The sequence below is a fragment of the Myroides sp. ZB35 genome, from assembly GCF_001865835.1.
GTDB classification, from domain to species: Bacteria; Bacteroidota; Bacteroidia; order Flavobacteriales; family Flavobacteriaceae; genus Flavobacterium; species Flavobacterium odoratimimum.
Window position 1 is genome coordinate 2,280,626 of sequence record NZ_CP017769.1, and the last position, 19,988, is coordinate 2,300,613.

Here is a 19,988-nt window from a genome sequence, read left to right on the forward strand (position 1 = left end):
ATTGTGATGAAAGAGGCATTTTCTTATAAAGGGACTATCAACAGAAAGGCATATATCGTAAGTGTAGTAACTTACTTTGTGCTGTTGTTTTTAAGCTTCTCAGTATTTGCGAGATTAAGTGGCGCTTTTTTTGGAATACTATTTCTAATAGTTTTTATAGGGTTACATATCTATCTTTTTGGTAAAGGGACTAGACGCTGTCACGATTTAGGTAAGAAAGGGTGGGAGCAGTTTAGCTTTAGAACTTGGTTAGGAATGCTATCCAGAGAGATAAAAGTGAGTAAGTCTGTATCAGAGCCAATAGAAGGTTAAAAAGGATGTAGTGGGTATTATACCATTACATCCTTTTTAGTTCCTTCATATAAAAGAAGTGTTCTTAGAACACACTGTTGTTTAGAAGAGCTAACTCTTCTTCAGTAGGTTGATTTTTAGGATCTATAAATGCATTAAAAGCAGGAGTGTCATCACAGTAGATGATGTCAAAAGAGAATCTCTCATCACCATATAGCCCTCTGTGGATACTATTCGCAGAGAAGATAAATAGATCACCTCTATTTAGATTAAACACTTGCCCTCGTTCCAGAGCATCACTTGGATGACGACCATGCTGAGATAGTCGAGTGTCTTCTTCTATAGGCATATCCCATAACCGATGAGTAGCAGGGATGATTTCTATTCCATTTTCTTTCTTCAGTGGGATTCTAAAGTGAACTACATTTTCTGTCTTAATCTTTTCTTGTTGTTCTTCTATCGAAAGCCCTGTATACTGAATATCCCTATGCCAATAGTTCTTTTGTTCCTTGTGATAAGGATCAAAGAATAATTGAGTATTTAAGAATTTAGCTTTATCAGGAAAGATAGATTCGACAATATCTATAAGTTTAGCCTGAGCAATGAATTGGAATAATGTTGGCCTTTCTTGTTTAGTAATAAAAGGACTACTCGTAAGGCTATGACTGTTGATTAAGCCGTTCTTATACTCTTGTTCATTTTCTATTAACCATTGCTTGTGAAAGTTGTTAAGTATCAATTCTATAGATGTTAATTCTTCTTCCATAAAGAAACTAGGTAGGTATAGATAACTATTTTGTTCAAAGTCTAGAGGCATAACACAGCTATTAGAGATTTTATAATACGAAGATAAACTACTGAAGTGAAATAGTGTAATGCTAATTTAAATTGTCCTATTTATTCCCCTATTTTCACAATAGATTCTCAATATTATAACTAGAATTAATGAACAAGATATTTTTATTGGTGTATATTTGTTGATGTCTCATTAGAGGCGGTATGGCAAAAAAAATAAATTATCAATGGAAATTTATAACAAAAGACAGTTATTATTTAATACTAAATACAATGCTATAAGAAGTAAATATAAAATAGTAGGAGCAATACGCTTGATCGTTTTCTTCGCTATTATTTATTTCTTCTATCTAGCTTTGGCTAACGCGGATACTTTTTATTTATATATTACAGGAGGGCTTATTGTTGCTTTCTTAGTATTACTACGTGTACATGTAGAGTACTCTTGGAAAATGCGCTATGTACAGGCTCTTAAAGAGATTAATACAGATGAGCTTGCCTTCTTAGAAGAGGATAAAAGACCTTTTGATTCAGGAGAAGAGTTTAAGACTACAGAACATCCTTATGCTTTTGACTTAGATATCTTTGGACATAAATCTTTGTATCAATACCTAAATAGAACAGCAACGTTTATAGGAAAACAAAAGCTTGCAGATTTATTAAAAGGCAAATTGACTTCAGAGGCTATTTTAGATAATCAAGAAGCGATTAAAGAACTTTCTCAGAAGGTAGAATGGAGACATGAGATAAATGCTTATAGCAAGTTGTCTAATCTAGATGAGAAAGCGTATACAAGATTAAAGAAATGGAGTGACACAGCCGTAGTACCTATTAGTAAACTTGGCCGTGCATTAAGCTATGTGTTACCTGTACTATTAGGGATTTCGATTGTTTTATACTTTCTGTTAGACCTTGACTTTATGGGATATGTGATCTCTACCTTATTCTCTTTTAACTTAATACTGACTTTATCACAGATAAAGAATATTCAGGCAGAGCTAGGAGGAGCAGATAAGGTACATGAGACTATAGAGAGCTGTAGTTCTATCATTAAGCGTATAGAAAGAGAGACTTTCACTACAGATAAAATGAAATCCTATATCAGTGAATTAAATAAAGATTCTTTTCAAGCGAGTAAAGAGTTAAAAGAACTATCAAAATTATTCGAACAGTTAGAGACTGTGGCTAATATCTTTGTGATGGTTGTCTTTAACGGTTTTGTGCAGTATCATGTGCACGTATTACACCGATTTTTAGAATGGAAAAAGAGCAAAGGACATCTTGTACCTAAAGCAATAGAGATCATAGGAGAGGTAGAAGCGCTTAATTCGTTAGCGAACTTCTCTTATAACAACAGACATTATACCTTCCCTACTATCAGTGAAGAGGGAGAGATGAAGTTTAAAGATCTAGGGCATCCACTGCTAAATGAGAAGAAGAGAGTCTGTAATGATATCAACTTTAGCAACCAACGCTTTGTGATTCTGACAGGATCTAATATGTCTGGTAAGAGTACTTTCTTGCGTACCATAGGGGTTAACCTTGTATTAGCTAGTATAGGAGCGCCTATCTGTGCTACGAAAGCTACTTTCTTCCCACTGCCGTTATTTGTATCGATGAGACTGACAGATTCATTAGAAGATAGTGAGTCTTACTTCTATGCAGAGGTGAAAAGGCTAAAGATGATTATCGAACAGGTGAGAGAAGAACCATGCTTCGTACTACTAGATGAGATACTTAGAGGGACGAACTCTGATGATAAGCAGAGCGGGACGATAGGAGTGATCCATAAGTTGATTAGGGAGAAGACCTATGGTGTGATCGCTACTCATGATTTAGAGGTATGTGAGACAACGAATAAATTCCCTGATATTCTAATCAATAAATGTTTTGAGGTGGAGATAAAAGAAGATGATTTACACTTTGACTACAAGATAAGAGATGGTGTATGTCAGAATAAGAATGCGACATTCATTATGAAAAAAATGGAAATTATAGATTAATTTATAGCAATAGAGAATTCAAAAAAGTCACTTCGGTGGCTTTTTTTTGTGCCATTTATTGGAGTGGTCGCATAGTTATCGCATAGTGGTGGCATACTGCTCGCATAGTTTTGGCTGTTTTTAATGCGATCACTATGCGATAAAACTGCCATTATGATACTAGCAGAAGACAGAAGGTGAAAAAAAGAACCTGTTTAGGTTCTCTGTAGTATTCTTAAAGAAAACCACGAAGAGAATCTAAACAGGTCTCAAAAAAAAGAGATACTTCTGCAGAAGAAGTATCTCTAAAAATTACATTATAAGAAAAACTAATTACATAGTCTTAATTAACTCATTAATAAGCTCACGAGCGATAGGCTCAGCAGCTTCTACAGCTCTAAGTACATCTTCGTGATGTGCTTCTACGATACCTTCTTCATTCCCCATATCTGAGATAACAGAGATACCGAATACTTTCATATCCATGTGACGAGCTACGATTACTTCTGGTACTGTAGACATACCTACACAGTCTGCTCCTACAACGCGTACCATTTTATACTCCGCTAATGTTTCAAAAGTTGGTCCTTGTAATCCGTAGTATACTCCTTGTTTAATATCGAAGTTTTTCGCTTTAGCTATTTCTTGTGCTTTCTTAACTAAAGTTCCTGTATACGCATCATTCATGTTTACGAAACGAGGTCCGAAGCGCTCATCATTATGTCCTCTTAGAGGATGATCAGGGAATGCATTGATATGATCTGTGATGATCATAATGTCTCCTACTTTAAATGTAGGGTTAACACCTCCTGAAGCATTAGATACGATCAATGTTTCTACTCCCATATACTTCATTACTCTGATAGGGAATACTGTTTTTACCATTTCGTATCCTTCGTAGTAATGGAAACGACCTTGCATAGCCATTACTTTTTTATTACCAATCGTACCAAAGATTAAAGCACCTTTGTGTCCTTGTACAGTAGATACTGGAAAATTAGGAATTTCTGAGTAAGGAATTTCATGCTCTATTTTAATATCAGCAGTAAGGTTTCCTAATCCTGACCCCAATACAATACCTATCTCAGGTTTGAATTGTGTCTTTTCAATTAAATACTTAACCGTTTCTTGTACTTGCTCCCACATAGTTTAAAATTGTTTTATCAAACTCCTCTTGATTGTTTAAAAAGGAAGTCTGAATTGGTAAATAATATAATTTATTCGAGGGGATTAGTCCATTTAAGCGGACATAATCTTTCTCTGTTGTAATAATCTTATTCTCTTTTGCTTTGTTCAAAATTAACTCAATGTCAGTAGATGAAAAATGATGATGGTCAGGAAATGTTAAACAAATTGTTTTATCGCCCTTTAGATGGTCAAAAAAACTTTGTGGTTTAGCAATACCAGCTACCATTAAAAACTCTTCTTTTTTTAAGTCTTTTACTGAGATAGAATCAGCCTTTGAATATGCAAGTTTACTGAATTCAATATACGTAAAAAAAGACAATTGTCCCAGTTTGAGATTTAATTTTTTAACAATCGAGTTTTGTTCTGATAGAGATAGTGTAGGAGGGCATTTGGTGACGATGATGATATCTGCTCGTTTCGCTCCTCTACGACTTTCTCTAAGGTTACCTGTCGGCAACATATAATCGCTATAGTACGGTTCATCATAAGTAGTCAGTAGAATATTAAAACCACCTTTTACAGCTAGGTGCTGAAAAGCATCATCTAGAACGATGGCTTGAGTATCTGTTCTTCGTTTTAGGATATTCTCTATTCCGTTTACTCTTTTTGCATCTACTGCTACAGCGATATTGTCAAACTTGTGATGATATTGGAAAGGTTCATCACCGATTTGCTCCATAGTCGTATGTTCATCTGCGAGGAAGAAGCCCTCACTTTTGCGTTTATACCCTCTACTAAGAGTCGCTATTTTGTATTTGTCTTTTAAAAGTCGTATTATGTATTCCACCATAGGCGTTTTACCAGTACCACCTACACTTAAGTTACCTACTACTATAGTAGGTGTACTAAAAGAGGTTCTCTTCAATATATTTATTGAATAAAGGTAATTGCGCAGGGAAGTGATCCCGCCATATAAGATGGCAAAAGGGAAGAGTAATTTTCGCAGTAATTCCATAATACGAAATTACCAATTTTTTTATCTTTGAGAAAATATATAAATTACAGTTCAAAATTATTTGAGAAATGAAGTTAAGAGAAGTAATCACTGTGTTAGAAGAGATGACACCGTTATCGTATGCAGAGGGATTTGATAATGTCGGGTTATTAGTAGGGGACTATAACTTAGAAGTAAGTGGGATCCTAGTCTGTCATGATGCTTTAGAGACCGTGATAGACGAGGCGATAGAGAAGAAGTGTAATATGGTAGTATGCTTTCACCCAATCCTGTTTTCTGGATTAAAGAAGATAACAGGAAAGAGCTATGTAGAGAGAGCTGTAATTAAAGCGATCAAACACGATATCGCAATCTATGCTATACATACTGCATTAGACAATCATCAGGAAGGGGTGAATAAGATCTTCTGTGATACACTAGGATTAAAGAACACAAGTATATTAATACCGAAAGAGAACTATATCCAAAAGCTAGTGACTTACGCTCCTCGTGTGAATGCAGATGAAGTGAGAAAGGCACTGTTTAATGCAGGAGCTGGTGCTATAGGTAATTATGATTTGTGCAGTTTTACCACGGAGGGCAAGGGAAGTTTCAGAGGAAATGAGAAGAGTAGTCCTGTTATAGGAGAACCACTAAAATATGAAGAAGTAGAGGAGGTCAAAGTAGAAGTAATATTTGAGAAGCATCTACAAGGTAAGGTATTAAAAGCCTTGTTTGACTTAGACTTCTATGAGGAGAAAGCGTATGAAATATATACTCTAGAGAATAAACTACAAAATGTAGGAATGGGGATGATAGGTGAACTAGAGGAAGAGATGGATGAGGTAGCATTCTTACAGATGGTCAAAGCTAAAACAGGAACTGGAGGTATTAGACATAGTGCGTTATTAGGGAAGCCGATAAAGAGAGTAGCTGTGTTAGGAGGCTCTGGAAGTTTTGCAATAGGAGCTGCATTATCACAGAAAGTAGATGCCTATATCACCTCAGATTTGAAATATCACGATTATTACCAAGCTGAAAGTCAGTTGGTTTTAGCTGATATAGGGCATTTTGAAAGTGAAAGGTATACAAAAAATTATATAACTGACTTTCTTTCAAAAAAAATAACTACTTTTGCAGTTATTTTATCAACAGTAAATACGAATCCAGTTAACTACTTATAATGATGACAAAGAAAAAAGAATTAACCGTTGAAGAGAAGTTAAGAGCACTTTATGACTTGCAATTGATTGACTCAAGAATTGACGAAATCAGAAATATGAGAGGAGAATTGCCTCTTGAAGTTGAAGATCTACAAGATGAGGTTGCTGGACTGAACAAACGCTTAGAGAAATCAAATATAGACTTAAGTAATATCGAAGCGAGTATTAAGGATAAAAAAGCTGCTATTGAGGAATTCAAAGCTGCTATCGTAAGATATACTGAGCAACAAAATGAGGTTAAAAACAATAGAGAGTTTAACTCATTAGAAAAAGAGATTGAGTTCCAGAAGTTAGAGATTGAGCTTGCTGAAAAACACATCAAAGAGATGAAAGTTAGCATCGAGCACAAGAAAAACACAATTGCAGAGACAGAAACTAAGTTAGCTGCTAGAAAAGAGCACTTAGGACATAAAGAAGCTGAATTAAACAGCATTATGTCTGAGACTGAGCGTGAAGAGAAAATCTTATTAGAGAAATCAGAAGAGTTCAAACAAGATATCGAAGATCGTTTATTAGTAGCTTATAACAGAATCAGAAATGGTGTTCGTAACGGTTTAGCTGTTGTATCTATCGAGCGTGGTGCATCAGGAGGATCTTACTTTACTATTCCACCACAAACTCAAGTAGAGATTGCGGCACGTAAGAAGATTATTACGGATGAGCACAGTGGACGTATTTTAGTTGATAGTGCTTTAGCTGAAGAAGAAAGAGAAAAAATTGAAGCTATTATAGCTAAATTATAATATCAGAAAGCCTCTTGTGAAAGAGGCTTTTTTTATTTCTAGAAGTTATATATGGTTAAGTGTCTAGGTTTATTGATTAATTTATTGTCGTTATTTGCTCCTAAGAGAGCATGTGCTATTGCTTATAAGTTATTCTCTACTCCTCGTAAAGGGCAACTTAAGCGAAGAGATATTCCATACTTTTTATCTGAAGCTCATCAAGATAGATTTGTCTACGATGGACTGAGTATTCAATGCTATCGCTGGAATCAGGAACGATCAGAGTTGCCGTTAATGATGTTGTTTCACGGATGGGAGAGTAATGCTGGTCGTTGGGAAGAACTAGTGACTTATTTAGATGACCAGTACCAGTATATCAGTATAGATGCGATGGGACTTGGCCTTAGCGATGGAAGTAATCTGAGTGTTATCGATTATTCACACTTGATGGATCATTGTTTACGAGCGTTTAGACCACAGTATGTTGTAGCTCATTCTCTAGGAGCGTTTGCTCTATTACACCAGATGAGTGTAGTGAAATATGACTTTGTAGAGAAGGTTGTTTTAATGGCTTGTCTAGATCGTTTTCAGCATGTAATTGATAATTATATTGGCATGTTAGGATACTGGAAGAAAGTATCTAGCGATTTGTTACGATTCTTAGAAGGGTTAATCGATATGGATATGGGAGAGTATGCTAGTCGTAACTTTATAAAATCACTGTCTAATCAGACATTGATTATTCACGATAAAGAGGATGTAGTAGTAGAATTGGCTGAGTGTACAGTTTTTCATGATTTCGCCAACCAAAAGGGAATAGAGGTTTATTATACAGAAGGATTAGGACATTCTGTTCAAGATAGAATTGTCTTCGAAAAAATTAAGAATTATTTTATGAATTAGCTTCGCTATAGCATTGTTTAATAGCAAATAAAATAGCTAATTTTGTGATATGGAAAAAATGCAAACACGTTTAAATAAATATTTGTCTGAAGTAGGTTTTTGTTCTAGAAGAGAAGCAGATAGACTTATAGATGAGGGGAGAGTCACTGTCAATGGTGTAGTGCCAGAGATGGGGACAAAAGTGTCTGAAGATGATGAGATACGCGTAAATGGACAATTAATCGTTAATAAAAATGAAGAGAATGTTTATTTAGCTTTTTATAAACCTATCGGTATTGAGTGTACTACTAATACGAGTGTACGCGATAATATCGTGGATTATATTAATTATCCAAAACGCATCTTTCCAGTAGGACGATTAGATAAGGACAGTGAAGGGCTTATTCTGATGACGAATGATGGAGATATCGTGAATAAGATATTGCGTCAAAAGAACGATCATGAGAAAGAGTATATTGTTACTGTAAACAAGCCTATTACAGATCGTTTTATTCAACGTATGGGAGCTGGAGTACCTATATTAGACACAGTGACTAAGAAGTGTAGAGTAGAACAGATCAGCAAGACTGTGTTTAGAATATTCCTTACTCAAGGTTTAAACAGACAGATTAGACGTATGTGTGAGTATTTTGACTATGATGTAGTAGCATTAAAAAGGATACGTATTATCAATATTTCTCTAGATGTACCTGTGGGAACTTATAGAGACTTGACAAAAGCAGAATTAGATGAGCTTAATCGCTTAATAGAGCCTTCTGTAATGACAGAGGAAGCTAGTCTAAATAAAAATCAAGAGAGTCAACAGAGTGTTCGTCGTAGAATGACTACAGGAAGAGATTCTGGAAGAGAGGGAAGAAGAGGAGACGGAAATCGTGAGGATAGAAGACCGAGAAGAAACTTCGATAGAGAACGCAATAATAGCGTGAACAAACCAAAAGAGGTGAAGAACGAAAGATTAAGAAATAGAAGAAGAGAGAACTAGTTTAGTTCTCTTTTTTTATTTGTACTAATCTCTAAAGCTCTTTTATTTAGAATTAATAAGATTAAATAGTGCATTTTGTGTATAAAGTCAGAATTATGGGTAATTCTGACTTTTTTTATTTATAAAAGTTATTAGTTAATAATATGTAAATTTTAGTAAAATATTAAAGGTTATTGTGTTTTGTTTTTAGAATATTACGATGACGATTATTGTCTCTTTTGTGTATCTATTTATATTTAGTCTAAGTTATTATGGTTGTTTAGTTATAAGTAAATATATTTGCTTTCAATTTATAATTAATCTAAATAATATAATTACTAACACAACATTAAGTTCTTAGAACAATGAAACACTATCTACTATTAATTTTTGCAATTTTTAATATAGGTCAGTTTACTTCTTTTGCACAAGAAAAGCCAGTTGTTATTTCTGGTATTGTACAAGATGCGAATGGCGAACCTATTGATTATGCTACAGTCAGCTTATTAGATACTCATCATAGTGAGTTAACTGATAATAAAGGACGATATACTATTAAAACAAAAAGACCTGGTAAGTACAAATTAGTTGTACAACACGTCAGTTATGAGTCTAAAGAGTACTCATTTGAGGTGAAAGCAGGAGAGAGTATAATACATAACTTCAAACTTGATACGAATAACTCTTTCTTAGACAATGTAGTACTACAAGTAAAACAGCCTATCGAGAAAGTTAGAGAATCTGCTTATAACGTAGTTGCTATAGATGCAAAGCCACTTTACAATACGTCATTAGATGTAGCTGGAGCACTTGATAGAGTATCTGGTGTGAAAGTGCGTAAAGATGGTGGGGAGGGATCTGACTATAATTTCTCAATGAATGGATTTAGTGGTAAACACATTCGATTCTTTATAGATGGTGTACCTATGGAAGGATTTGGTAGTGAGTTTAAAATAAACAACTTACCGATCACAATGGTTGACAGAATCGAAGTTTATAAAGGTGTAGTGCCTGTGGAGTTCGGATCTGATGCCTTAGGAGGAGTAGTGAATATTATCACAAACAAATCTAAAGAGACTAAAATAGATGCTTCATTTACTACTGGTTCATTCCATACATACAAGAGTCATCTGAATGTGAGTAAAGCCTTTAATAATGGTATAGTAGCTCAGTTAAATGCTTTTCAGAACTACTCAGATAATGATTATAAAGTATTAGTCCCTGTGGTAGATCTACAATCTGGGGTTTATTCTAAAGAGAAACAATGGGTAAGACGCTTTAATGATCGATTCCAAACTGCTACTGTAGTAGCTAAAGTAGGGGTGGTAGATAAGTCTTATGCTGACCGACTGATGCTTGGATTTACTTATGGAGAAGGAAAACGCGGTGTGCAGACAGGTACTATTATGGAGAAAGTGTTTGGAGATAAGAAACGTCGTTCTGTAACAATTATGCCTTCATTAGAATATAGCAAGAAGAACCTATTTATAGATGGATTAGATGTAAGTATTACATCTAATTATAATGGAGGGTATAATCAAAATATAGATACCTCTTCTTATAAATATAACTGGGCAGGTGAACGTATCAAAACGTTAAAACAAGGTGAGTCTGGTGGAGGGCCTTCTATGACTAAGTTCTATGATCATAATGGTTCAACTACTTTTAATGTAAATTATAAATTAAATGACAAGCACTCATTTAGTTTTAATGATGTGATGTACTACTTCAACAGAAAGACAAAAGATCCATTAGCTGTAAAAGAAACTCAATCAGAAAAGAACAGTGAGATAAAAAGAAGTAGTTTTAAAAATATTATGGCACTGTCTTATCGTTATAATATTCTAGATAATCTGAATGTATCTCTATTCGGTAAACACTACAGTATCAAACATACTTATCAAAGTGAAAGCACTAAAGTAGATAAAACAGGGTACGGTATCGCTGCTACATACCTGTGGAAAGATCTACAGTTCAAGGCTTCTTATGAAAATACATTTAGACTACCTACTGATAGCGAGTTATTTGGAGATGGAGACTTAGTATGGGGAAATACAGGTCTAAAACCAGAACAGGGTAAAAACTATAACCTTAATATCAGTTACTCAGGTGTGATTAACAAAATACATGCTGTATTCGTAGATGCAGGTTTTGTATACAGAGATACTAAAGATTATATCCGCAGTAATCCTTATGGTTCAGGATCTCGTGCAACTAGTGTGAATATCGGAGGAGTAGAGAGCTATGGTATCAATGTGGAAGCTCGTTATACGTACAATGATTTTATATATGCAGGAGGTAGTTTAACTTCTCAAAATATCAGAAGTAAACAAAAATATACTATTGGAGATTATGGAGTAGAGAACCCATACTACAATGAGAGAATTCCTAATGAGCCTTATTTCTTCGGATCAGCAGATGTGGGGATTATTATTAAAGATTTAGGAAAGAAAAACAACAATTTAAATATAGGGTATAACCTTCGCTATATAGATCATTATAGCTACGATTTTAAAGGAATCGGTGAAGATCCTATATGGATTCCGTCTCAAGCTGTGCACGATCTAAGTGCTTCATACAGTTTATTTAATAATAAAATACACTTAACCGTAGAGGCTAATAACCTATTCGATAAACTAGCTTATGATAACTATAGTTTCCAAAAACCAGGAAGAAACTTCATGTTTAAAATACGCTATACATACTAAAATTACTAATCTATAATAAATACAATTAAAATGAAAAAAAGAGTTTTTTCGACATTTGCTTTTGCTATGATATTTGGGGCATTGTCGGTGACTAGTTGTTCTTCTGATGACAATAGTACTCCTACACCTGAAGAAGGTGGAACTGATGGAGGAAATAAAGTAGAGTGGAAGTACGTAATCGGGGCAAGTGCTTCTAAAACGAACTTATTACTGACTACCAATGACCTTAAATCTGGAGAAATATCTGCTAAGGGAAATGGATTAACGGCATTAGGAACTACAGTTTATACTTATGGAGGAAATAGAGCTTATGTTTTTGAATATAGAAAAGGAGATCCTTCTGGAATGCAGAGCTGGTTATTAACACCTGCTGGAAAATTGAGTAAACATACTACAGTTGACCTACCTACTCGTGAGGAGTTTATTACGAATTTCGGTAAATATATGATCGCTACAACTGGTGGTTTGAAATTAACTACAGGAGAAAAGGCTCAGGCTTTTAACTTCATAGATGGAAATACAGGAAGAATTAATTTTACTTCTTATATTAATGTAGAAAACATTGCAGAAAAAGGAGAGTATGCTAACTTCGCAGGTCTTGAGACGATTGGTAATGATCGTTTTGTTATGGCTATCGAACCATTTAAAATCACCAAAGATGAGAAAGAAGATAATACTTCTGCTTACCGAAGTAGAGTGTGGTTAGCTGTATTTAAATTTAATGAGAGCGAAACGGATGTAAATAAGAGAGTACAGTTAGAAAAAGTAGTGAAAGATGATAGAATGAGTTTTGCAGTAGCTCGTTATCGTTCTAGTCGTATATCAACTATTGCATCTGGAAATGATGGATTTGTTTATGTATTCTCTCCTAATGCTATGTTAGGTAAAGATAAACCTTCTTTTTCTCCAATTCCTTCTTCTGTTTTAAGATTTAATACTAAAACTTTAGAGTTTGATAAAAATTATCAATATGACATTGAGTCATTATCAGGGGGACATAAAGTTCATAAAGTATACGCACTTACTAACAATAAGTTCTTGTTAAATATGAATGCTGATATTGCTATTGCTTGGAATTCATTAAGTACACCATACAATAAACTGGCGATATTTGATGGTACAACAGGAGAATTTAAATGGATAGAAGGATTGCCAGATGCTGAAAATATAAAACAAGCTCAAGCTCCATTTATAGATGGATCAGATGTTTACTTACCTGTTACAGCTGAGTCTAAATCATTTGTATATACATTAGATTTGGCAACTGCTAAAGTAACTAAAGGTCTTGAAATTAAAGATCTAGCTGATGGAAGTATTGGTACAATTGGTAAAATTAATGTAGAAAAATAATAATTTAATTATATAAAGTATTCGAAATAAATTAGGGTTGTTTATTATAAGAGGTTATACAGTTTGTATAGCCTCTTTTTTTGTTGAAGAGGATAAGGATGTAGAATTAAAAAATATGCAGCTAACTATAAATAGGCATTAGAGATATAAAAAACTTTGATACTATATCTTTAAATAAGTATATGTTTATCTGAAAGTGAGTGTACTATTAATGAGATGTATTGCTTTTTAAAACACTTATATCATGTGAATTGTGTTAAGTCCACCCCTTTGTCCACCCCCTTAAAGGTGACATTCTGTTATAGAGATTATACTTTTATCAAATAAATCTAAAGTTATAGTCTGCTTCATTATAGCATGACTATAAAATACACCACCACATATTATTTGACTTGGAAGTTACTACTGTATAGGTATAGATAATAGTTGAATAATGATAAAAGTATAAATATGAAGACCTTATTATTTTTAAGTATTATCATCAATAGAACAATGGAGTGTGCCTCTCTATTAAAGAAAAGTATGATATGGAGTATAAATGAGAAACTATCTAGTAGTTCAATAAAATCGAAAAGATTGCTAAGAAGAGTTAGAGGTTCTTCTTTAAAGGAAGAGGTGCTACAAATAAGTGCTGATCCTAATAAACAAACTAATTATATGTCTATAGGCATGGAGTGTTATCTGTGTCAAAAAATAAAAGAGTTTGAGAAACAAAGAAAATACTTGGATAAATCAATATCACTAAGTAATCTTTCTGCAAGCTTAGGAGTTAATCATCGCTATGTGTCTTACTACATTAATATGTATAAAGAAAAAGACTTCGCTACGTATATTAATGAATTGAGGATTTCTTATATGGTAGATACTTTAATAAGTAAACCACATTATCTGACATATAAGATAAGTTATTTAGCAGATAAGAGCGGTTTTGCTTCTCATAGTCGTTTTACGATTAATTTTAAAAAATATACAGGTGTATTGCCTTCAGAGTATATTAGTGAGTTGAAACAGAAAAAGACCATGGAAGGATGTAATATCTAAAATCGTCTTTACTTTTTAAATTGATTGTAATTCACTGCTTTAAAAGAACCATCTTCCTTTTTAATAAAAGTCTCTTTACCATTCTGTACTTCGGCATTCTGAGCTGCTATACAGTACCAATTTTTTTCTATTTTCTGAGTTACGAAAATGAATAAGTTGTTTCTAAGTTGAGGAGTTTCATTTTCTTGTAATGCTGATTGATTACTTAATTGTAGTCTTGCATGTACGATAGCTATAGTGTCTGTTAAGTATCTGATCTTGGTTCTTTTGATTACTAGTTGAGATTCTTTGAAAATTACTCGTAAGCCATAATCATGAGCTTTAAAAATGTCTTCTTTTTTATGCCACCATAACCCTGTGACATTGACAAAGTCTGCATCATCTACAAAAATATCGGCAAGTAAGGTAGCATCGTATTTATTCCAAGCAGTTACAAATTGCTGAACTATTTCTTCTGGATTTTGTCTAGTCATTGTCATCGTTTATTATAATTACGAAGATACTCAATGATTCATGAAGAGGTGTTAATGTAGAATAAGAAAGTGAGTGTAAATAAAAAAGGAACCACTATAAAGTGATTCCTTTTTGTCGGGGTGGCAGGATTCGAACCACTCCTCGTAAATATCTTTAAATCAATCTGTTGTCTTTTTTGTAAAAAACCAACTCACCTAATAGCTCACCTTAGCAAATTAGGTTAAAATCAAATATAATGATTTTAAATGTATTAAAAAAGTACTAAAAAGTTAAATAAAAACCTGTTTTTTTGATTGATGGAAGCGAATATTTTAGTAAAAATATTAGTTTTAGCCTTTGTTTGTTTTTATTTTGTTTTTAGGTGTTTTGTTGTGTTTATTTTATATTATTAGTTAACTAATTTAATTTGATGTATTTTGTTATGAAATGATATACTTGTTATGGTATTATTGTGTTGTCGGGGTGTATATTTAGCTTTAATTATGTGTTTTTAGACCTAAAAGATTGAACTATTTTAACTCTCTAGGATAATACCTATAATTTTATTATTCTCGAATTTAAATTTCATCTGTTCATGTTTTAAATTTGATTGTATTTCTTGATTAACTGTTTTAGGATAGTATTTTATTCCAATACTAACGAAGGGCAAATTGAAACTCCAAGAAGATCTTATTTTAAAATCTTTTCCTAATAATTCTTGTTCCAATGAATTTAGATATTCTATAGATCCATTAATGCTTTAGAGAGTTATCCTGTTTAAAATATTTAATTGAGTTTGGTATAAAGCATAGAAACTTAATTAAAGGTAAATAGAAACTTAACTACACTAAGGACAAATACACGATACAATAATTTACATCCTAGCATGCATAGGGGTTTAAGTCTATTTGTGTATTGTTTTTACAACACTTTTTTTGAAAATAATTCAAACGAAAATCAACTCAAATTTTTTAACAGATTTATCGGAGAGAATAGGGGAGTTTGGTGAAAAAGTGGTAATTGGTAAATCATCTATTTTTAGAGTAAAGAAGTCAGACAAGGTTATTAATTGTTCGTTTTTTATGGTTATTATTTAAGACTGATATTTAGAATTAATTAAAAAGCTATTTAGTAGTTGTATTCTTTATATCAAGTTAGTTTTTCTATGTAGCAATAAAATAAATTTAAAATTAGATGTTATTTATTGCTTTTACTCAAAATAGTAGGTGCTTCACATGTTTTCTGAAGTATCTTACATTATCTTATAGTATCTTTATTTGTTATACGGACTAATATTTAATGATGTGTTTTTTCGTTTGACTCATTCTCATGAGGACAATAAAGAGGGGTACATTGGCATATGTTTTACTGTTATTGAGTCTAGTAAGAATAATTAATAAGAATAAAAGTAAATGAATCAAGATAAACAAAAAGATTGTTTTCTACAGCAATTAGACCAGATTAGTAATGAATATAATCTGTCGAACTATAATCAGTTTAATATTTTTCGCGTGATGTTCAAGCTGCATGACGAGAAGTATCTACATTCTCGATTTATTTCTTTTTTATTAGATCCTAATGGATCACATGGGCAAGGGACAAGATTTTTAGCCTTGTTTTTAGAAGTAATGGGAGTATCAAACTATAGTTTAGATGGAGTAACTGTAAATCCTAATGAACAAAATAGGAGAGAGATACACAACATTGACATTCTGATTAATAATAAATATAAGCAAGCTATTATAATAGAGAATAAAGTATTTGCTAAAGATCAGACTAAACCAGAGGAAGAAGATATATATTTAAAGTACCAACTGTCAAGATATTATTATAAGTTAGCTATTGAGCCAACAAATGATAAACACGAAGTGGTGAGTATAATGTACTTAACCATTAATGGTAAATATCCTGAGTATTATGAGCATTTTCCAGAAGATGTGAAAGGATTGTTTAATAAAAAAGATCATCTCTCTGATATTGCGAAGTGGTTGGATTTATGCTTAAATAGTTTGTCAGAAGAAAGCGATTTAAAAAGAAGTATAGAACACTATAAGCAAGTGCGATTTGAGTTCTTAAATGATGTAAAATTAGCTTTAAAGTTAAAAGAAATCACAGAAAAGAACTATGAAGAATCTAAAAAATTTTGGCAAGCTGAGTCTAAAGATATAGATGCAAAGTATCATACAATTAAAGATCAATTTAAGCATATAAAATGGCATATAGTCTATGAATTTTATGTTAAGCTTAAAGAAGTTATAGAAGTTACTTTTGGTACTAAAGTAGAAGATATTGATAAAGAACAGGTAACTAAGTTAACACATAGTGATAATAAAGCTATAACAGTTCTTGTGTTTGAGGTAGATAATACTTCTTATTATGTATGTAATGACTCCAATGGTTTTAGTATTGGTAGAAATGTGAAAGAGAAAAGTAGTACTGATTTTAAACCACTTTTTAAAGAAAAGAGATATGAATACTTTGACTTTTCTGAAGATACTGTCTTTGAATTAATCAAACCTGAAAAAAGAGATGAAGTGGTAGAGAATATTGTAGATGAGTTGAAGGGGTACTTAAACATTCTATGTAAATAAACTGATAAAAGGAATACTTTTCTCATAGAATCGATACAATAGATAGGGAAAAGAGTATTCCTATTAGCAATTTAATGGATAGAACTAAACTGCAGAAAGCAAAAAGAAGTAAGTATAATGAAACAAAGACTGTATTTTAACTATAAATCACGCCATAAATAAGAAGAAGATGAATGAGTTTTTTCCTTGTATTTTAGTGGAACACTCCACTAGTTTCTCCATTATTTGCACCAATTTTCATTATTTTGATGAAATAGACGGCGGCGGATATTCCGTTGAGCGATTGGCAAGAAAATTAGCCAAAGAGCATCAGTTGACTCGTGACATTACTTTTGATAGTGAAGCCGGTATGTTTAGTGCTTCAGCGTCCAATAAGGCTGTACTGCTACAATTGACCTCACTATTACGCGAAATAACTGGAGGGGAAGAACAACATAAGGCTTGCGATAGTTTAACGCTTAGTATAGATTTAAAGGAAGCAGAGGAACTTTTATTGGCTGGTTTTGTGTTGACCTTGGATGAGGATAAACAAGCGCAATTTAATCGACAAGTTCCCTATCCAGCAGTAACACCAGTTCAACACCAACATATACAGGCAATTCAAGGCGGAACAGCTGAAGAAAAAATAATTGCTGCAAAAAAAATAAATGCAGAAGCTCGAACAAAAACTAGAGATTGGAAGCATTATTTATCCCATCCGAAAACTATTGATTACTTCTTAACAGCCTTGGATCAAGAAACTAACCCAAAGGTCGAACAAGAACTTATTTGGGCTTTGGTGTTTATTTGTGATCGTCACTTACCTGACTTGCGGACACAATCGTATTTTATGCGCGCATTGACAAGTAAAAATGCAACGATGCGTTGGTTGGGAATCATGGGATTAGCAAACACCTCTTGTTTTTCTCCAGAAATTGTTAGTATGTACCTAGAAGATAAATCCAAAAAAGTCAGGGATGAGGCTCAGTTCACGTTGTTGCATCATCCCGATGGAAAACGCACGTTTGCTTCTTGGTTGTTTAGTGAGGAAAGTGTAAAGAGAATCGAAGCGATGATGTAGCTATCAATGCTAGGGTGATTAATTTAGGTAATTAGTTGACAATGATTGTAAATAGGCGATTTTGTATACACTGGAATAGGATGAAATTAACAGCGATACAAGCTATTCAAATAGCAAAACAATATCAACAATCGTATCCATCTCTTAGAGATACGATTGTAAGAGCACAATTTAATCCAACGTTTGATGTTGTTGGAGAAAAAGCGTGGATTGTAGTTGGTGTGTTTGTAATATTTGGGGATACACAGGAGTTTTTTACGTGATTTCAGATGAAACAGGTGAGGTTGAATATACTTTCAATGAACATGGAAATATAAATCCACAGCTACCAGTAGATATGTAAAGCTGTTGATGGTGTAAGAAGAGATAGACGACAAGGATGTCGTGATGGAACAGTAAAGTGTATATCGCATATGAAATATTATGAATTGTATGAAAAATACAAAAGAAGTTTATAAGAGTGACAATTAAACTTTTACACAAAATATCCTCGAATTTATTTTCATAAACTGAGTACATAGGTTGTTGTAAAAAGGATAATTTTACTTTATAATCTTCATTCTTGAACTGATCTTCGATTTCTTTTTTTTCGTATTAATTAGATTTGCTATTTCAGTAAAATAAATCCAAAGGTGATTATGTTCTTCATCAGTGTCTATTAAAAAACCTTCATAAAGATCTTGTGTAAGTGTCGTAATTCTTCTTGGACCAAGGGTATTGAAAAAACTCATAATTTTTTATATGGAAGTTAATTAGAACGGTGGATTCAAGTATTAAATGCAACAGTAACCATTAGGTTTAATTTTTCTGTAAAAATTTCGTTAGGCGATTTAAAACCAAATCTCTTTCTTGGTCTGTTGTTTAAAATATTTACAGCCTTGTCAATTGCTGCTTGTGTAATTAAATCGAAATTAGTCATTTTAGGGAAATATTGTCTTACTAATCCATTTAAATTTTCATTAGCTCCTCTTTCCCAACTGTGATAAGGCTTTGCGAAGTAGTAATCAAGCTCTAGAGTGTTAGCTATATTTTGATGGTTTGCAAACTCTTTTCCGTTATCAGAAGTCATAGTATGAAGTAACGGTTTGAAGTCTTTTAAGAGTTCTATAATTTTAGCTTCTACAACGTGAGCTTCCTTTGATTCTATCTTTCCCATCCATAAAACCCCTGTAGCTCTATCGTTTATAGTAAGCAGTGCTCCACGATGATTTTTCCCTATTACTAAATCTATTTCAAGATCACCTATTCTATATTTATCATCAACTATACTAGGTCTTTTTTCAATATCTACTCTATTACTTATCAAGCCTCTACTGTCTTTGCATGCACCTCTTTTTCTATATTTTTTACCTTTAGTTCTAAGATGCTTATAAAGCTTTCCTCCTTGTTTTTTGTTCTGCCAAATGAATTGATAAATACATTCAACAGAGACCATTTCTTTTGCTTCAAGTTTACTTCTACCTACTATTTGTTCTGGACTATAATCTTGATTAAGATAGTCTATAATAGTTGTTTTTACGTTTTCAGTTAAGCGTATTCTCTTGCGTTTTTCTTTGTGTCGTTGAGCTGTCTTTCTTTGTCCAAGATTAGCTTTATAAACACCATTTCTTTCGTCTGAATTGCGCTTAAGCTCTCTGCTAACAACAGACTTGTCTTTGCCTATATAACAAGCAATTTCAGTAAGTGATTTACCTGCCTTTTTATATGCTTCTATTTTATATCTTTGTTCTAACGTTAAATGTGACATCTTTTTGGGTGTGTAGGAACCTCAAAAGTAGATGTTTTT

17 protein-coding genes are annotated in these 19,988 nt (G+C 33.0%); 12 read left to right on the forward strand and 5 right to left on the reverse strand.

Translation table 11 applies throughout. The features are described from left to right. The first annotated feature begins 6 nt into the window (after positions 1-6). A complete protein-coding gene (locus tag BK054_RS10325; protein WP_058699343.1) occupies positions 7-312 on the forward strand; it encodes a DUF805 domain-containing protein in 306 nt (101 codons plus the stop codon). Between the two features lie 64 nt (positions 313-376). Here BK054_RS10325 and BK054_RS10330 read toward each other — a convergent pair whose 3' ends face one another. Continuing rightward, positions 377-1,108 (reverse strand): phytanoyl-CoA dioxygenase family protein, encoded by a 732-nt coding sequence (locus BK054_RS10330; protein WP_006263092.1) that lies wholly within the window; start codon positions 1,106-1,108, stop codon positions 377-379. A gap of 205 nt (positions 1,109-1,313) precedes the next feature. Between BK054_RS10330 and BK054_RS10335 the strand changes: the two genes are divergently transcribed. Beyond that, the gene (locus BK054_RS10335) at positions 1,314-3,089 is read left to right on the forward strand and encodes a MutS-related protein (RefSeq protein WP_016649760.1); all 1,776 of its coding nucleotides are present in this window, start codon (positions 1,314-1,316) and stop codon (positions 3,087-3,089) included. Positions 3,090-3,401: 312 nt separating this feature from the next. On the opposite strand, the gene BK054_RS10340 is transcribed toward BK054_RS10335, so the two are convergent. Further along, on the reverse strand, positions 3,402-4,214 hold the full coding sequence (locus BK054_RS10340; RefSeq protein ID WP_006260749.1) for a purine-nucleoside phosphorylase: 813 nt from the start codon (positions 4,212-4,214) through the stop codon (positions 3,402-3,404). Beyond that, positions 4,186-5,211: a tetraacyldisaccharide 4'-kinase gene (gene lpxK / locus BK054_RS10345; RefSeq protein WP_058699344.1), complete on the reverse strand. Its 1,026-nt coding sequence runs from the start codon at positions 5,209-5,211 to the stop codon at positions 4,186-4,188. Before lpxK ends, BK054_RS10340 begins: the two co-directional genes overlap by 29 nt. Before the next feature lie 68 nt (positions 5,212-5,279). On the opposite strand from lpxK, the gene BK054_RS10350 reads away from it, so the two are divergent. From BK054_RS10350 to BK054_RS10380, 7 genes are all read left to right on the forward strand, one after another. After that, on the forward strand, positions 5,280-6,374 hold the full coding sequence (locus tag BK054_RS10350) for a Nif3-like dinuclear metal center hexameric protein (RefSeq protein WP_006266531.1): 1,095 nt from the start codon (positions 5,280-5,282) through the stop codon (positions 6,372-6,374). 2 nt (positions 6,375-6,376) lie between these two features. Further along, the gene (locus tag BK054_RS10355; protein ID WP_006266532.1) at positions 6,377-7,156 is read left to right on the forward strand and encodes a zinc ribbon domain-containing protein; all 780 of its coding nucleotides are present in this window, start codon (positions 6,377-6,379) and stop codon (positions 7,154-7,156) included. A gap of 51 nt (positions 7,157-7,207) precedes the next feature. Then, positions 7,208-8,038: an alpha/beta hydrolase gene (locus tag BK054_RS10360; protein WP_006263094.1), complete on the forward strand. Its 831-nt coding sequence runs from the start codon at positions 7,208-7,210 to the stop codon at positions 8,036-8,038. A 49-nt stretch (positions 8,039-8,087) separates the two neighbouring features. Beyond that, positions 8,088-9,020 (forward strand): 23S rRNA pseudouridine(2604) synthase RluF, encoded by a 933-nt coding sequence (gene rluF / locus BK054_RS10365; protein ID WP_006263095.1) that lies wholly within the window; start codon positions 8,088-8,090, stop codon positions 9,018-9,020. 344 nt (positions 9,021-9,364) lie between these two features. After that, the gene (locus tag BK054_RS10370; RefSeq protein ID WP_006263096.1) at positions 9,365-11,707 is read left to right on the forward strand and encodes a TonB-dependent receptor; all 2,343 of its coding nucleotides are present in this window, start codon (positions 9,365-9,367) and stop codon (positions 11,705-11,707) included. Between the two features lie 30 nt (positions 11,708-11,737). Next, complete coding sequence (locus tag BK054_RS10375; RefSeq protein ID WP_006266534.1) at positions 11,738-13,057, forward strand: DUF4374 domain-containing protein; 1,320 nt, start codon at positions 11,738-11,740, stop codon at positions 13,055-13,057. A 450-nt stretch (positions 13,058-13,507) separates the two neighbouring features. After that, positions 13,508-14,098 carry a helix-turn-helix domain-containing protein gene (locus BK054_RS10380; protein WP_006266536.1) on the forward strand — a complete coding sequence of 197 codons (591 nt, stop codon included), beginning with the start codon at positions 13,508-13,510 and terminating at the stop codon, positions 14,096-14,098. An 8-nt stretch (positions 14,099-14,106) separates the two neighbouring features. Here the strand turns inward: BK054_RS10380 and BK054_RS10385 are convergent, their stop codons facing one another. Next, positions 14,107-14,571, reverse strand: coding sequence for an SgcJ/EcaC family oxidoreductase (locus tag BK054_RS10385; RefSeq protein WP_006263099.1), 465 nt, complete (start codon positions 14,569-14,571; stop codon positions 14,107-14,109). 1,392 nt (positions 14,572-15,963) lie between these two features. Here BK054_RS10385 and BK054_RS10395 point away from each other — a divergent pair. From BK054_RS10395 to BK054_RS10405, 3 genes are all read left to right on the forward strand, one after another. Then, positions 15,964-17,142, forward strand: a complete 1,179-nt coding sequence (locus BK054_RS10395) for a PD-(D/E)XK nuclease family protein (RefSeq protein WP_071307228.1) — start codon at positions 15,964-15,966, stop codon at positions 17,140-17,142. Between the two features lie 169 nt (positions 17,143-17,311). Beyond that, positions 17,312-18,202, forward strand: coding sequence for an Imm51 family immunity protein (locus BK054_RS10400; protein WP_071307229.1), 891 nt, complete (start codon positions 17,312-17,314; stop codon positions 18,200-18,202). An 80-nt stretch (positions 18,203-18,282) separates the two neighbouring features. Continuing rightward, the gene (locus tag BK054_RS10405; RefSeq protein WP_071307230.1) at positions 18,283-18,465 is read left to right on the forward strand and encodes a hypothetical protein; all 183 of its coding nucleotides are present in this window, start codon (positions 18,283-18,285) and stop codon (positions 18,463-18,465) included. Between the two features lie 503 nt (positions 18,466-18,968). Here the strand turns inward: BK054_RS10405 and BK054_RS10415 are convergent. After that, entirely contained in the window at positions 18,969-19,949 is a 981-nt protein-coding gene (locus BK054_RS10415) for an IS30 family transposase (protein WP_006265742.1), read from the reverse strand. Positions 19,950-19,988: the final 39 nt, after the last annotated feature.

What these genes read in the sequence shown, in the direction of transcription:
- BK054_RS10340 (WP_006260749.1), bottom strand. Translation starts at nt 4,214, where the DNA reads ATGTGGGAGCAAGTACAAGAAACGGTTAAGTATTTAATTGAAAAGACA.
- rluF (WP_006263095.1), top strand. Translation starts at nt 8,088, where the DNA reads ATGGAAAAAATGCAAACACGTTTAAATAAATATTTGTCTGAAGTAGGT.
- BK054_RS10395 (WP_071307228.1), top strand. Translation starts at nt 15,964, where the DNA reads ATGAATCAAGATAAACAAAAAGATTGTTTTCTACAGCAATTAGACCAG.
- BK054_RS10415 (WP_006265742.1), bottom strand. Translation starts at nt 19,949, where the DNA reads ATGTCACATTTAACGTTAGAACAAAGATATAAAATAGAAGCATATAAA.
- BK054_RS10405 (WP_071307230.1), top strand. Translation starts at nt 18,283, where the DNA reads ATGAAATTAACAGCGATACAAGCTATTCAAATAGCAAAACAATATCAA.
- BK054_RS10385 (WP_006263099.1), bottom strand. Translation starts at nt 14,571, where the DNA reads ATGACTAGACAAAATCCAGAAGAAATAGTTCAGCAATTTGTAACTGCT.
- BK054_RS10330 (WP_006263092.1), bottom strand. Translation starts at nt 1,108, where the DNA reads ATGCCTCTAGACTTTGAACAAAATAGTTATCTATACCTACCTAGTTTC.
- lpxK (WP_058699344.1), bottom strand. Translation starts at nt 5,211, where the DNA reads ATGGAATTACTGCGAAAATTACTCTTCCCTTTTGCCATCTTATATGGC.
- BK054_RS10360 (WP_006263094.1), top strand. Translation starts at nt 7,208, where the DNA reads ATGGTTAAGTGTCTAGGTTTATTGATTAATTTATTGTCGTTATTTGCT.
- BK054_RS10335 (WP_016649760.1), top strand. Translation starts at nt 1,314, where the DNA reads ATGGAAATTTATAACAAAAGACAGTTATTATTTAATACTAAATACAAT.
- BK054_RS10400 (WP_071307229.1), top strand. Translation starts at nt 17,312, where the DNA reads ATGAATGAGTTTTTTCCTTGTATTTTAGTGGAACACTCCACTAGTTTC.
- BK054_RS10375 (WP_006266534.1), top strand. Translation starts at nt 11,738, where the DNA reads ATGAAAAAAAGAGTTTTTTCGACATTTGCTTTTGCTATGATATTTGGG.
- BK054_RS10355 (WP_006266532.1), top strand. Translation starts at nt 6,377, where the DNA reads ATGACAAAGAAAAAAGAATTAACCGTTGAAGAGAAGTTAAGAGCACTT.
- BK054_RS10370 (WP_006263096.1), top strand. Translation starts at nt 9,365, where the DNA reads ATGAAACACTATCTACTATTAATTTTTGCAATTTTTAATATAGGTCAG.
- BK054_RS10380 (WP_006266536.1), top strand. Translation starts at nt 13,508, where the DNA reads ATGAAGACCTTATTATTTTTAAGTATTATCATCAATAGAACAATGGAG.
- BK054_RS10325 (WP_058699343.1), top strand. Translation starts at nt 7, where the DNA reads ATGAAAGAGGCATTTTCTTATAAAGGGACTATCAACAGAAAGGCATAT.
- BK054_RS10350 (WP_006266531.1), top strand. Translation starts at nt 5,280, where the DNA reads ATGAAGTTAAGAGAAGTAATCACTGTGTTAGAAGAGATGACACCGTTA.